The organism is Pyxidicoccus sp. M6, assembly GCF_055568925.1.
The window spans coordinates 2,402,424-2,417,025 of sequence record NZ_CM145714.1 but is presented as its reverse complement, the minus strand read 5'-3'; the positions used below and the strand labels follow the sequence as shown (position 1 = coordinate 2,417,025).

Annotated in this window: 6 protein-coding genes; 2 read left to right on the top strand and 4 right to left on the bottom strand. The window is 69.8% G+C overall.

Annotation, left to right across the window (positions count from 1 at the left end; translation table 11 throughout):
* Positions 1-24 precede the first annotated feature (24 nt).
* From ACVTJA_RS10000 to ACVTJA_RS09985, 4 genes are all read right to left on the bottom strand, one after another.
* Positions 25-3,672: a G8 domain-containing protein gene (locus ACVTJA_RS10000; protein WP_465835902.1), complete on the bottom strand. Its 3,648-nt coding sequence runs from the start codon at positions 3,670-3,672 to the stop codon at positions 25-27.
* Between the two features lie 375 nt (positions 3,673-4,047).
* Entirely contained in the window at positions 4,048-4,680 is a 633-nt protein-coding gene (locus tag ACVTJA_RS09995) for a hypothetical protein (RefSeq protein WP_465835900.1), read from the bottom strand.
* A gap of 203 nt (positions 4,681-4,883) precedes the next feature.
* Positions 4,884-6,455, bottom strand: a complete 1,572-nt coding sequence (locus tag ACVTJA_RS09990; RefSeq protein ID WP_465835899.1) for an RCC1 domain-containing protein — start codon at positions 6,453-6,455, stop codon at positions 4,884-4,886.
* A gap of 72 nt (positions 6,456-6,527) precedes the next feature.
* The gene (locus ACVTJA_RS09985; RefSeq protein ID WP_465835897.1) at positions 6,528-10,424 is read right to left on the bottom strand and encodes a hypothetical protein; all 3,897 of its coding nucleotides are present in this window, start codon (positions 10,422-10,424) and stop codon (positions 6,528-6,530) included.
* 174 nt (positions 10,425-10,598) lie between these two features.
* On the opposite strand from ACVTJA_RS09985, the gene ACVTJA_RS09980 reads away from it, so the two are divergent.
* Entirely contained in the window at positions 10,599-13,703 is a 3,105-nt protein-coding gene (locus ACVTJA_RS09980) for a tetratricopeptide repeat protein (protein WP_465835895.1), read from the top strand.
* Positions 13,703-14,596 carry an RNA polymerase subunit sigma-70 gene (locus ACVTJA_RS09975; protein ID WP_465835893.1) on the top strand — a complete coding sequence of 298 codons (894 nt, stop codon included), beginning with the start codon at positions 13,703-13,705 and terminating at the stop codon, positions 14,594-14,596. The genes ACVTJA_RS09980 and ACVTJA_RS09975 overlap by 1 nt, the downstream gene beginning before the upstream one ends.
* Positions 14,597-14,602 lie beyond the last annotated feature (6 nt).

The following is a 14,602-nucleotide window of genomic DNA, read 5'->3' as shown; positions in this document are numbered from 1 at the left end:
GCGGAGCATGCGCGGCGGGAGCGGCTACAGCCCCGGCCCGCGAATCCAGTCGATGTCGAACTGGATGCCCACTCCCGACACCGGGTCGAAGCGCAGGTCGGTGACGGTCCCGTTCCAGTCCACCTGGCCCGCCATGTCGAAGGTGAGCGTCTGGTAGGCGCCGTTGCCGGTGTACCCCACGGTGGCCACGCGCGTGCCGGAGAACCCGGGCTGCGTGCCAGTGGCGAAGAAGAGCTGGACTCCGGTGTTCTGGGAGGCCCGCATGCGGACCTGGACTTGCGGCACACGGCTGGCGCTGAAGTTGTAGTCGCTGTTCACGATTTGCGCGTCGCCGTTGTTGTTGGAGGTGCCCGTCAGCACGCCGTTGGCCACCGCCTGGCCGGAGATGTTGCCGAATCCAGTCCAGCCCTCGAAGCCGCCAGGCGTGGCGAACTCCGCGCCCAGGTCGGCGGCGTCGAAGGGGTGCCGCGACGCGGAGACCTCCGCGGAGTCCGTCAGCTGGTCCCCGTCCGTGTCCAGCGGCGGCACCGCGAAGTTGGTGGTCCAGGCGATGCTGAAGGACTGGCTCTTGCCGGTGGCGACCGCCTTGATGTGGAGGTCTCCACCCGGCTGCACGTAGTAGCCCGAGGTGGCGGAGGCGCGCAGGCTGGCCAGCGACGAGTAGGCGGTGAAGCTGCTCTGGCTCGACGCGAGCGCAATGCCTCCCAGCTTCCCGAAGTCCTTGAAGTGGGCCACGTAGCTGTCGCCCGCGGTGGCGTCCTCCATGTTCATCGTCACCCGCTTCACGGCGGGCAGGGACTGATAGGTATAGGTGTACTCGAAGCCCTCATTGACGATGAACGGAAGCTGGTGCCACTCGTGGTAGCCGGCGTCGTCGATGTAGAAGACAGGCACCGTGGCCGTCCCCGCCTTCTCGCGCGTGCAAGTGATGTTGGGCGTCTGCTCGAACGGCACGTCGTAGGTGAGCCGCGACAGGACGAAGCGGTGGTCGCTCCGGTACGCGCGCACCCAGGTGGGCGGCTGGTATTCGTCTCCCACCCGCATGAACGGGTGGTTGGAGATGATGGACGTGTTGGCCTTGCCGCTGATGCCGCCGGTGACATCCCGGAGCACGATGGACCAGTAGCGCGGGTGCCCGGGGTGGTTGGCGTGGGTGCCCAACACGGGGCGGATGTCGAAGTCCTCCAGGCTGGTGCGCGGCGGGCTCGCGGGAGACATCGTGTTGCCGGTGAAGTTGTGGTTCGGATGCTTGGTGGCGGCACCCGTGTTGATGAGGAAGTTGGCGTTGGCCGCGTCCCACCCGATGAAGTGCGAGTCCCGCACCTGTCCCGCGCCGTCATACACGCGATAGGCGTAGTGGGTGCCGGAGGCGAGCCCCTCCCCGGAGTTGGCCACGAACACACTCTGGTCGACGATGCTGTAGCTGGCCAGCATGGTGCCGACCGTGTTCTCCACGAGCACGTTGTTGCGGAAGATGAGGTTGTCGGACGGGCCGCCGGCGCCGAGGCCCGTGTAGAGGGCCAAATCATTCGCGTACCACGTGCTGTTCTCGATGAGGTGGAGGGCGGTGTCGGACCAGCCCAGGTTCGGCTGGAGCGAGTGATTGGCATCCAGCCCGTCGAAGATGTCGAACCCGTTCATGGTGCTGTGAGCGCTGTTCCCCTTGAAGGAAATCATCGGGAGCGCGTTGGGCCGCAGCGACGAGAAGCGCGGGTCCGTCGCGGACAGGCCCATCGGGCGGGCGGGGAGCGCGAACCAGAACCCGGTGCCCTCGGTGCCCGCCGCCACGTTGTCCTCGAACGTGTTCTGCGGATTGGTAATCCAATAGCTGGACGGAGTGCGGTTCTGGATTTGATTGAGCTGGTTGTCGGACGGCGTGACTTCCTCGCCCGGCGCGGGGCGCTTCGTGAGCAGCGTCACGTTCTTCTTGATGACGTTGAAGCGCTCGCTGCCATCCTCCAGGAACACGCCGTGGCCGATGTGGTCATAGAAGAAGTTGTTTTCGACGAGCGTGCTCTCGGTGCCGTGGATGGTGATGGCACGGTTGTAGGACTGGTGGATGCTGGAGCTCCGGAAGTACTGACCCGCGCCGACGCTGCCCAGCATGTGCCAGTGGAACGGGTAGCGCCCCAGGCGTGCCTTCTGGCCCATGTTGAAGAGCTCGACGCCGCTGACGTACGCCGTCGAGTTGTCCATGACCATGATGTGGCCACCAAACCCGCCGGAGGACGCGGACGCCGCATCGCCCTGCACCCGGATGTTGTGCGTGAGCAACCCCACCTGGGCGCGCAGGTCCGCCGTCCAGGTGCGCGAGCCGTCGCTATAGGTCTTCACCACGCCGGTGTGTGAGTACGCGAGCGGGCTCGACAACGTGAGGCTCGTGTTGCCCGGGAGGATGGAGCTGATGGTGCGCTTCTCCGCCTCGTTCCAGTTGAGGTGACTGGAGACGACGACGAGGGTATCGCCCGGCTGCCAGTCCACGGGCTCCTTGAGGACGAGGGTGGAGCTGCCCGCGCTCACATTCGCCCCGAGCTGCGTCCAGCTCACGCGCTCAAGGCCGTGGAGGTGGACGGTGCCGGTGCCCATGGCCCCGATGAACTTGTTGCCCATTCCCATGATGTCCGGGTCGGCGGGCGTGGCGTTGAGGGTGAAGACGGCGGAGCCCGGATAGGGCGTCCGCTCCTGGCCCACCTCCAGCCGGGAGCCGCTGCCCATCACCATGACGTACTTCGTGGTGACGGCCACGTTCCGGTCCTGCGCGGCGAGCAGCTCGCCGTTCACGGTGATGCTCCTCGGAGCGAGCGTCCCCTGGAGGCAGACGGCGCTGCCGGCGCTGACGGTGGCGTCGTCACCCGCGCCGGGCACCGCGCCGCCCCAGACGTACGGGTCCTGCCAGTCGTGGAGCATCTCCATCCGGAGGTCGTCCACCAGCCCCGTGTGGTCTCCGAGCGCCGTGTCCACACCGGTGATGCCCACCGTGATGGGGCCCGCGGCCAGGTAGCGCGCGGTGGAGACCTGCTCGACGTACTGAATGCTGGCGAGGCGGAACTCGCCCGCCTGGATGCCGCCGACGGTGATGCGGACATTCTTGGCCGGCGGCTGGGCCGGGTCGTTGGCGCGCAGGGCTGCCTTGAGGCGGAACCGGTAGAAGCCGCCACGGGGAATGGTGATGGTGGTAGTCGCCGTGGAGCCGCCGCCCTGGAGGAACAGCACCTGGCCGCCCTCCGGCGCCGCGGGATTGCTGACGGTGAACCCGCTGCCGTTGCGGGCGAGACCGGCGCCACCGGAGAAGGTCCACGGCCCACCGGCCGGGCCATAGGCGTAGCCGGGAGAGGCAGGGAGGGCTGGAGACTCGAAGCCGCTGATGGCCACATCCCTGACGCGCACGGCCCGGAAGTCATCCACGAAGGCGGTGTTGTCTCCCCCCGCGCTGAGCCCGCGCAATTCGATGGAGTGCGTGCCGGAGGACAGCAGCACCGCCACCGAGGTGAAGCGCTGGTAGGCCGCGCCGGCGGGAATGAAGCCCTGGACGACGCCGCCGTCGATGAGCAGTCCGACCTGCTGGTTGCTGGCGAGGTTTCCGCGCTGCGCGGCGGAGAGGCTGAAGACGTAATAGCCCGCCGCGAAGCTCAGCGTCCGCGAAGCGAAGCCCGTGCCCTGGAGGAAGAGCACCTGGGCACCTTCCGGCGCGCTCGGGTTGCCCGAGGTGAACGCGGTGCCGTTCCGGGTGAGCCCCGCGCCCTGGTCGAGCGTCCAGCCACTCCCGGCCGGCGCGTACTGGTACCCCGGCGACGCTGGCAGGGCGGGCGTCTCGAACGTCCCGTTGGGAATGGTGAAGGCGGTGGATGACGCGGAGCCCAGACTGGCCGCGGCCGCACCGTCAGCAAATAACAGGAGGACCAGGCACAGCGGGAGGAGCAACGTGCGAGCGGGAGTCGTCATGGACGAGCTTATGGCGCTCACCGAGGGTGACGGTCAATCCATACCCTGGGAGAACCCCATACGGCGCCCGCAATCCCATGCACCTGGACCCGCTCATGGGAGTCTCTACGTGTCCATTTGAAGGAGCGACTCTCCCCCGCCGCTCCTCGAGAGAGGTCTCTTCCAACCGGGAAGGCCGGATGGAGCGCGATTCGCGGCGGACTGGATGTCATTGGAGCCCACGGCGTCGGAGGCGCTGGGACGCTGCTCCTCCTCGACGGGCCAGGCCGCCGAAGGAGCAGGGGTTCCTTCGGCGGCGGAGGCGAGCTCGGCGCCCCCGGGCATGACGCTGTCGATGTCCTTCAGGGCAAAGGGCGGCGCCGTCTTCGCCCAGGCGGCCAGTGCGTTGGCCTCGACCATGGCCTCCCAGGCCCGCTTCGCCGTCAGGACCCTCTTCTCCTCGGCGGCCTGGAGCTTCGTCTCGGCGGCGGCCACCCTCCCGGTGGCCCACTGGCGATGCTTCTCCGCGGCGACGGCGTCCACAGGGGACTTCCTCGCGGCCTCGGGAGCCTGTCCGGGCTTCCGCGCGTCGGCGGCGGCCTTCTCCGCGACGGTCTTCAGGTGGCGCGCGGCCTCCACGGCGCGGCGCGCGGCCTCCGCGGCACGGCGTGCACGGCCCGCTGCCTCCACCGCGCACCGGGCGGCCTCGGCCTTCTGACGGGCTTCCTCGGCTCGACGCACGGCGCCATCCGTACTCATGCCAGACTCGTCAGGGCAATCCATGGAAATCTCTTTCCTGGCTGAAATGCAATGCGGTTGCTTGTGCAAGCATCAATCACTTGCGCGGCTGCCGTCCATCGCCCTGACGGGAAATGGTTTGTCGTTGAACGGCCCCACGAAAGCAGGCTGCTCGACCTCTCTGCGCTAAGGCCTTTCCACTAGGCCCGCGTCCTCCGCCCTGCTCAATGGCTCACGGGGTAGTCCAACGCGGGCACCGCTGTCGGCGCCGTCCGGGCTGTCGTCGTCCCGTCCCCAAGCTGGCCCCACTCGTTGCTTCCCCAGGCCCAGGCGCTTCCGTCCCGTCGCACCGCCCGGGTGTTCGACCAGGAAGCGGCGATGGATACAACCTCTCCAATCCCAGACACCTGCACTGGCTTCGGGCTGCCGCGGAGCGTGCCATTCCCCAGCCGTTCCCCACGCCCCCAGGCCCAGACGCTTCCGTCCCGGCACAAGGCCACCGTGTGGTCACCCCCTCCGGAGACGAAGACGAAGGAAATGCCCGCCGGAACCTCGACCTGCACGGACACGAGACTGTCGGTGGCCGTCTCATCCCCGAGCTGCCCCCAGTCGTTGCGCCCCCAGGCCCACACGGTGCCATCCTTCTTCAAGGCCACGGTGTGGTCCCCGTGAGAGTCCACAGCGGTGACGTCCGTCAGCTCGACGTCCGGCAGCGCCAGGACCTGGGTGGGCACGGACCGGTTCTCCGTCGTGCAATCTCCGAGCTGGCCATTCCCGTTGAACCCCCATGCCCAGACCGTGCCGTCCCTCCGCAGGGCCACGGTGTGAATCGCTCCCGCGACCACCGCGGCGACTTCCGAGATGCCCTTCACCTGCACGGGGCGGATGCGGCTGAAGTTGGTCCCATCCCCCAGCTCTCCGCTGGCGTTGTATCCCCACGCCCTGACGGTGCCATCGCGCAGCAGGGCCACGGAGTGGGTCAGCCCCGCGGAGATTGCGGTCACTTCCGCAAGGCCTGGAACCTGCGTAGGCACCCACCTCGAAGTCGTATCTCCCAGGCCGAGCTGGCCCCACGCGTTGTCCCCCCACGTCCAGACGGTGCCATCCTGCCTCAGCGCCACCGTGTGGAAGCGTCCCGCCGCGATGGCGATGACGCGGTCGAGGCCCGGGACCGGCGCGGGCACCTCGTGGCCGATGAGCGTGCCATCCCCGAGCTCGCCCCATCCGTTACGCCCCCACGAGAGCAGCGTTCCATCCTGGCGCAGCGCCACGGCGTGGTTCTCTCCCGCGGAGAAGAGCGCTTCGTCCGTGGCTCCGAAGCAGTTGTTGTCCTTGCCGTCGAGCATCTCGAACATGCCCGGACTGCGCTCCGGATCACGGTCGTCGCAGTCTCCCGCGACAGCGACATGCGCAGGAGGCGGTCCACAGGCCGCCACCGCGGCGCCCGCCCCCACTCCGTCACCATCCAGGTCCGGGTAGTAATCCCTCACGAGGCCTTCATCGGCCTTGTCGTTACAGTCGTTGTCGATGCCGTCACACACCTCCACTGCGCCGGGATGGACCCGTGCGCCGGCGCCGGAACGGTCGTCGCAGTCATCCTTCGTCTTGGAATATCCCTCGGGCACGCGCCCACAGACGCGCTCCGCCACGGAGCCACGAGCGCCGTGCCCATCCCCATCCTTGTCTGGATAGGCATCCATGATGCTCTCCTTCGGGCAGAGCTCATCGATGCCCGGCACGACACAGCCCGCTCCCAGCAGGAGCAGGCATCCCATCAGCCATGACATGCGAATCATTGAATTGCCCCTGAGTCGTCCAGGCTCGTCAGCGGCCGGAGCCTGGCGCCCTTGCTGCCCGAGTTGTCGCAGCTACACCTTCTTGGGACCGGGGAAGGTCGACTGCACCGCGAGTCGCGGCGGCGCGCCGTCGACGATACGGACTCGGAGGGTGTAGCTCTTCGCGTTCGCCGGCACGGCCGTCCCCGAATCGTCGGCCACGAACCCCCGCCCGAGCCTCGGAGACTGGCGGGGAAGGAGCACCTCCTCTTCGTAGTGGCCCTTCTTGGCGAGCTCGGGCCGGATGCGGTCCCAATGCGTGCGCAGGTGATGATTGACGGTCTGATTCATGATGCGATTGTTTGCCCACTGGAATGACGCATCCGGTTGCTTCGAGTCTTCCTTCCATCGATGGCCCGGGGTGACACGGCCTTCCAGGGACTGGGCTCCGGGCGCGTCGGAAATCCGGTAGGGCACTTCGGGTCCGTGTCGCGACTGCGTGTGCGGCCTCGTGTGGTCTTCCCAATGCGCGAACGCCGCATCATTGGTGGCCATGTCGATTCTGGGCCCATCCGGGAATCGCTCCCGGAGCTGCTGGTCGCGGATTTCCGCGCGGCGCGCCGCCTCTTCCCGGGCGAGCCCTGCCCGCACCTTGGCGTAGGCCTCTGGCTCGACGAGCTCGACGCCTCCAACCGTGTGCTTGTATGGCTTTTCATCCACGTCCTTGTTGAGCTCGGTCTGGGTCCGCGTCTTCGGGTCGTAGGCGCGCCTGACATGGTCGAGCAGGGCCGCTTTCCTGTCGCGACGAGAGCCATTCTCGATGGCGGCTTTCTCCTCGGCCGTCGGAGGCTGGTACGGAGGTGGAGCAATCGCTGTCCGGGGTGCCTGGGGATTCACGGCCTGCCCGAGCCCCGCCCAGTCGGGCACGGCGGCGGTCGGCCCATGCCGGGCCACGAAGCCGCCCCCCGGGGCAAGGGAGTCGACCCGTGACTCGTCCTCGGGCGCCGCGTCCGGCCCCGCCTCGATGCGCACCTTGCCGTCGTCGTAGCGCGCGAGCGTGGTGCGGCCGGGCAGCTCCGGGTTCCTCTCGACGGGCACGGGGCGACGCCCCGACGTGCCCTCCGTGTCGCCCTTCGCGTCCTTCGCTCCGGAAGGACTCTTCGCCTCGGGACGCTCGGCCCGTTCCGAGCGCGAGGGCCCACCCTCGCGCGGCGTCACCGGCACGAGCTTCCCCGTGGCGGGATTCACCCGGTACTCCGCGGGCGGAGTGCGGTCCTTCGTCGTGTCCCCCGGCGGACGCGCCGACGGGTCCTTTCCGGGCCGGTCGTCACGCCCCCGCGACGTGTCCCCCGGTTGACGCGTCGGCGCGTCCGCCCCTGCTTCCGGACCCTCGGCGCTGCTCGGGCCGTTGGAGCCGCTCGGGTCGCTCCCCCCCTTCGCGCCATGGCTCCCCGAGGGTCCGTCGCTGCCACCCTTCCGCTTCCCGCCGCCCGCGTTGATGTTGGTGCCACCGCTGCCGCCGCCGCCCTCCGCCGTCACGTCGCGGTGCCGCGCGCTGATGTCGAAGTCCACCACGCCCAGCTTCGCGCCGAAGCCCGCCTCGCGGTCCTTGAAGCTGCCCGTGGTGAACTTCGTCTCGGCCTTCACGCCCTCGAAGGCCTTCTCGCCCTGGCCCTCGAGCAGCTTCTTCGCCACCGACTGCGCTTCCTCACCGCTCAGCCCGCTCACCTCCGCGGTGAAGAACTCGCCGTGCTCGCCGGCATCCACCGAGCCCTCCACGGTGATGCTCGTCTCCGCCGGCCCGGCGAAGGCCGCGCTCGTGGGGCTCGCCAGGAACGCCAGCATGTCCTTCGCGTCCACCTTGCTGGCATCCAGCGGAATCTTCGACTCGATGCTCACCGAGCCGCTGACCTCTCCGCCCACGTTGACGCCCGCCTTGCCCTTGAGCCCGGTGGCCGCCCCCGCCGCGCCCGAGCCCGAGACTTCCGTCGTCCTCACCAGGTGCGTCGGCTTGCCCTTGTCGAACTCCACACGGACGCCCGTCGTCGCTTCCGCGCTGATGGACAGCTCCGCCGACGCCGGGCCGGCCTTCCCGCCGACACCCGCCTCCGCCTGGCCACCGACGTTCAGCTCCGCCGCCGACAGGTGGTCCATGAGGAACTTCTGGTCCTCGCTTCCCGGCAGCATCGCAGAGGGCCCCTTGCCCAACAGGAGGGACGCCTTCGCCGCTTCCTCGGGCGAGTCGAACTTCCACTCCATGCGCATCCCGCCCGACACCGACGCGGAGCCCAGGAAGCCCACGCCCACGTCCGCCGTCACCTCCGCCGAGAGCTGGTACTTGCCGTCCTCGGTGCGCTCGATTTCGGCCTCGCCCGCGATGCCCGCCTTCAGCCCCACCTTGACGTCCAGGTTCCCACTGAGCGTCAGCGTGTCCCCCACGCTGTTGAGCTTCTTGATTTCGTCCGTCAGCGCGTCTTCCAGCGGCGCCGTCACGAGCTCGGACGCGGCGTCCACGACGTCACCGGCCCGGTCCGCCAGGTTCTTCAATTCGTCGGCGGCGAACTCCGTCGCGTCCTCGTACCAGGGCAGCTGCCGCTCCTTGTCGAGCTGCCGCGGCTCCTTGCCCGGCACCGGCTTGCCGTCCGCGCCCACGTCGAAGGCGACGTGGTCATACCGCCACCGGTTGTCGCTGGCCTCGTGGAGGCTCTGCACCTCGGTGGGCTGGTGCTTCAGCTGCGTCTGGCCGTGCGCGTCCACCGTGCCCGAGGACTGGGACACCGTCCGCGAGCGGCTGGCATGCCCCGCGCCGAAGCGGCTGCCGTCCGGGTCATACCCCGTCACCGTGGTGCGCCGGGTGACGGTGCCGGGCTTCTGGGGGTCGAGCGCAGGGAGCGCGTCGGTGGAGGCGGCATCCTTTGGCCCGCGCGTCACCTCCTGCTGGGTGCGCACCACCTCCACGCCGTTGCCGTTCTTGTCCGACTTGAGCGCCTGCGTGGCCACCGACTCCGTCTTGCGCGTGGAGACGGCGGGCTCGCCCTGGGCGTTGAAGCGCGTCTCCTCCGTCGTCGTGAGGCTCGACTCGCCGGGCTTGAGCGAGGTGGGGGCGTTGTTCGTCCGGTGGTGGTCCTCTCCCTTGGAGGCATTCCGCAGGGCCGACTCCTGACCGGCCTCGAAAGCGCTCACGGCACCCGCGTTGAAGCCCGGAGTGTGGACCTCCGTCGTCTTCACCTGCTTCGTCGGGATGCCCCGCGCGTCGTACTGCGTCTCCGTCTTCACCGTCGCCGGGCCCTGGGGCGTGCCGGGCCGCTGCGCCAGCGCCGCCGGGGGCTTCTCCATCCGCTTCTCCTCCGTGCGAGACTTCAGCAGCGGAGGCGACCTCGTCGTGTCATAGGAGGACGTGACGGAGGTGGTGGTGGCGCCCGTCTCCGGGTGCTGCTCCGTGGTGCTCTTCTGGGACTGGAGGCTGATGGGCCGGCCCCTGGCGTCCACCGTCTTCGTCCACGTCGAGTCCACGGTGGCGCCCGACTGCGTCTTCTCCTGCGCCTTCACCGTGGACGTGTAGCTGCCGTCCGGCTTGACGGTGACGGTGTTGCCGCTCTTCGCGTCGGACAGGACCGTGTCGCCCGTCGCCGCGTCCTTCTTCACCTGGTACTTCGCGCCCGAGGACGCATCGGTGTACGTCTGCCCGTCCGCCAGCGAGCGGGCCTTCTCGAGGTCCTTGGAGTCCACCGCGTTGATGGACTCGGGCGGCTTCTCGCCCTTCACGGGCTTCACCTTTGGAGGCGCCGTGGTGCCCAGCAGCTTCTCCAGCTCCGCCTTGCGGCTGGTGCCGTCGAAGGCGGAGGCGAGCTCGTTCTTCTTCGGCGCGGCGGCGTCCGCCTGCCGGGACTTCTTCGCGGCCTCGGGCGTCCGCCCGGGCTTCTGCGCGGCCTCGGCCTTGTCCACTCCCGACTTGCCAGAACCCCCACCGACTGGTGCCAGACCGCCCATGGGAAAACTCCCCTCTGGTTGAAATGCAATTTAGTTGCCCCGTGAAGCCGCCAAAGGCAGCCCCGGGCGTTCGGGCGTAAAAGAGGGAATGGCGTGGCCCGCATCCCAGAAACTTCCAATCGTGCATGGCCACTGTCCGTACATTGACGCGCAGGGGTCTCTCGGAGTGGCTGCATGAAGGCGTGCCCGCAAGAAACGACGCTGAGTGACTTCCTGGCGGGGGTGCTCTCCGAGGAGCACCGGAGTCATGTCATGGCCCATGTGGAGCACTGCCCGGACTGCCAGTGGGTCCTGGCGGCGGGGGCTGGTGCCCGGGCACTGACCAGCCCCACGGCGGCGCTCATGGGGGAGCTCTTCCCACCGCCGCTGGAGCGCGGCGACAGGGTTTCCCGCTACGTGGTGCGCGAGCGCCTCGGCTCCGGAGCCATGGGAGTGGTGTACGCGGCGGATGACCCGGAGCTGGGCCGGCAGGTGGCCCTCAAGGTGTTGCGCCCCGAGGGGCGCCAACATGAGGAATTGCAGCAGCGGCTGCTGCGCGAGGCGCAGGCACTGGCCCGGCTCTCCCACGCCAACGTCGTCACCCTCTATGACGTGGGCACCCACGGCGACGGCATCTTCCTGGCCATGGAGCTGGTGGACGGCACCACGCTGGCCGAGTGGATGAAGGAGCCGCGTCCCTGGAGGGAGGTGCTGCGAGTCTTCCTGGAGGCCGGGCGGGGCCTGGCGGCCGCGCACGCGGCGGGGCTGGTGCACCGCGACTTCAAGCCCGCCAACACCCTGCTCGGGCGGAATGGCCGGGTGTGCGTGACGGACTTCGGCATCGCCCGGCTGCTCCGCGAGGAAGACGCACCCTCGCGGGCGGCGAGCCCCGAGGCTCCCGTTCCTCCCGGGGGAGGGCTCACGAGGACGGGCCTCGTGCTGGGCACTCCCGCCTATCTCGCGCCCGAGCTGCTCCAGGGACAGCGCGCCGACGCGCGCTCGGACGCGTTCAGCTTCTGCGTGGCGCTCTACGAGGCCCTCCACGGCGTGCGCCCCTTCCAGGGAGAGACGCTGAGGGAGCTGGCGCAGGCCATTCAACAAGGCCGGGTGTGCCCGCCCGAGCGCGAGGTGAAGATTCCGGCCCGGGTGCGGCGCGCGGTGCTCCGGGGACTGCGGGCCGACCCCGCCGAGCGCTTCCCCTCCATGGAGTCGCTGCTGACGGAGCTCACCCCGCCGCCCCGGAAGATGCTCACGCGGGTGGTGGCCGCGGCGACGGTGGCGGGAGTGCTGGGCGCCCTCGTGGCCTATGGGGTGACGCACCGGCGCGAGGCGCGCTGTGAACAGGAGGTGGAGAAGCTCGCGGCGGCGTGGGGCCCCGCGCGGCGCGAGCGGGTGCGCGCGGCCTTCCTCGCCACGGGGACTTCATTCGCCGCATCGTCCTGGGAGAGGCTCGCGTCGGCGCTGGACGCCTACGCCGCCCAGTGGCGGACGCTCAGGACCGAGGCGTGCCTGGCCGCGCCCGCGGATACCGGGGACGGCTCCTGGCAGACAGCCGCCTGCCTCGACACGCGGCTCTGGCAGTTCGCCGCGGTCACCGAGGTGCTGGAGAAGGCGGACGCGCAGACGGTGCAGAGCGCGGCTCAGGTGATGGCCTCCCTCGAGGGGCTCGCCGGTTGCCGGGACGCGCCCGGGCGCTCCAGCCGCCCGCAGCCGCCTGACTCCTTGCGCTCCCGGGTGGATGCCGTGCGGCACAAGCTGGCGCAGGCCCGGGTCCACCTCGTGGCGCGCCGATTCTCCGAGGGCCTCGCGGTGACGACGCCCCTCATCGAGGAACTGAAGACGCTCGACTACAAGCCGCTGGCGGCGGAGGTGTACCTGGCCCACGCCGAGTTCCTCGGTGAGAGCCGCAAGCCGGAGGAGGCGGAGGAGTTCCTCTACAAGGCCGTGTGGGCCGCCGAGGCCGGGCGTGACGATGAGACCCAAGCCCGTGCATGGGTGGAGCTCATCTGGATGGTGGGTGAGGCGCTGTCCCGCACCGAGGACGCGGAGAAGATAGTCCGGCACGCTCAGGCCGCCGTCGAGCGGCTGGGGCGGGAGCGCTTCCCGGACATCACGACGGACCTGCACCTCCGCCTGTCCTCGCTGCGAGAGCTGCAGGGCAACGCCGCCGAGGCGGAGCGGGAGGCGCTCCAGGGCCTGGAGTTCTCGCGCAGGAGGAATGGGCCTGACAGCCTCCGCACGTCCATCCTCCTCCACCAGCTCGGACGCATCCGCTTCGGCCAGCGCCGCTTCGACGAAGCGCTGGAGCTCCACGTCCAGGCCCTCGAGCTGCGCAAGCGCCTGCTGGGCCCCGACAACCCCGCCCTCGTGACGTCCTACAACAGGGTCGCCTCGAGCCATGAGCCCCTGGGCCGGCTCGCCGAGGCCGTTGGCTTCTGGCGCACGGCGCTGGCCATCCTGGAGGCCTCTCCAGGCTCGGGAGGTACCGCCCGCGGGACGGTGCTGCTGAACCTCGGCGAGGCCATGCGGGTCCAGGGCCGGTTGGAGGAGGCGCGGTCCATGCTGGAGCAGGCGCGCGCCATCTTCGAGAGCACCCGTGGCCCCAACCACCTCACGGTCGTCCAGTCGCTCGTGGCGCAAGCGAGGCTGGCCAGCGAAACAGGCCAGCACGACGAGGCGCTCGCCCTCTCCACCCAGTCCCTGGAGCGCATCCAGCACTCGATGGGCCCGGATACGATACGCGCCGCCCTGCCACTGACGACCCGGGGGCAGGTGCAGCTGAGCGCGGGCCGCTACCCCGAGGCCCGGCGCGACCTGATGGAGGCGCTGAAGCGGCTGGAGCAGGAGCAGGGCCCCGAGGGTGGAGACCTGGTGACGGTGCTGCTCCCCCTGGCCGAGCTGGCCCTGGCAACCCACGCTCCGAAAGAGGCGCGCGCCTACTGCGAGCGTGCGCGCGCAATCACTGGCAAGACGCAGGGCGTGGAGTCCGTGGACGGCGCCAACGCCCTGGCCTGCGCCGGAAAGGCACACCTGTCGTTGGGCGCCGCGGAGGAAGCCGTACCGCTGCTCGAGCGTGCCCGGCGCATCCAGACGCGGTGGGGTGAGCCCGGTGACCTGGAGGCCGCCGGGAGGACGTCCTTCCTGCTGGCCCGCGCGCTCGTGGAGACGCGCTCCGCCCCGGACCGGGCGCGCTCGCTCGCCATGGCCGAGGAGGCCCGAACGTGGCTGGAGTCCGTGGGAGTCCGGGGCCGGCCAGAGCTCCAGAAGGTGCTGGCCTGGCAGCGCCGTGAGGCAAGGTGATGAGCGAGGAACGGAAGACAGGCCCACTGGCGGCGCTGCTGCTGGAGCACGTGCCGCGCAATCAGCGCGCGGAGCTGGAGGCCCTGGAGGGACTCGAGACGCTGCTGCTCCAGCACGTCGACGCGGCCCGGAAGGCATGGCCCACGCTGCGGCTCTCGGCCGAGGCCTTCGTGCGGCACCTGGCCCGGCACCTGCCCGCGGGCAAGGCCGCGGAGGTGCTGCGCATCATCCACGGCGCCGACCTGTACCTCGCGTGCGCCTGCGCCACCGGGGAGACCGCGGCCCTCCGGGCCTTCGAGCAGCACGTCCTCCGGTACATCCCCGGCCGGCTCGGCGCACTGTCCCCCAGCATGGTGGAGGAGGTGCTGCAGGTGCTCCGCGAGCGGCTGCTGGTGGGCAGCGAGAAGGCACCGCCCAAGATTGAGAGCTACGGGGGCCGGGGGCCGCTGCTGACCTGGGTGAGCATCACCGCCGCGCGCATCTCCGGAGAGCTGGTGGAGAAGAACGGGCGCGAGGTCCTCGTCACCGAGCCTCCGGAGTCCTTCGCCCGGATGCTGGCCTCGGGCAACCCGGAGCACGAGGTGCTCCGGGAGGACACGCGCCAGCTCCTCGGCGAGGTGCTCCAGAAGGTGGTGGCGGCGCTCCCCGAGCAGGAGCGCGCGCTGCTGCGCCTGCACCACTTCCACGGCTTCACCATGGACCGGCTCGCGCTGATGTACGGCGACTCCCGCTCCGGCGTGGCGCGCAAGGTGGCCCACGCCCGCGAACGGCTGCTCAAGCGCGTCCAGGCGGAGCTGGCCACCCGGCTGAGGCAGGAGCCCCTCACGATGCAGAGCCTGCTGGGACTGGTGCGCAGTCAGTTGGACATCAGCATTCAACGGATGCTGGGCTGAAAGCCC

What these genes read in the sequence shown, in the direction of transcription:
- ACVTJA_RS09995 (WP_465835900.1), bottom strand. Translation starts at nt 4,680, where the DNA reads ATGAGTACGGATGGCGCCGTGCGTCGAGCCGAGGAAGCCCGTCAGAAG.
- ACVTJA_RS09990 (WP_465835899.1), bottom strand. Translation starts at nt 6,455, where the DNA reads ATGATTCGCATGTCATGGCTGATGGGATGCCTGCTCCTGCTGGGAGCG.
- ACVTJA_RS09985 (WP_465835897.1), bottom strand. Translation starts at nt 10,424, where the DNA reads ATGGGCGGTCTGGCACCAGTCGGTGGGGGTTCTGGCAAGTCGGGAGTG.
- ACVTJA_RS09980 (WP_465835895.1), top strand. Translation starts at nt 10,599, where the DNA reads ATGAAGGCGTGCCCGCAAGAAACGACGCTGAGTGACTTCCTGGCGGGG.
- ACVTJA_RS09975 (WP_465835893.1), top strand. Translation starts at nt 13,703, where the DNA reads ATGAGCGAGGAACGGAAGACAGGCCCACTGGCGGCGCTGCTGCTGGAG.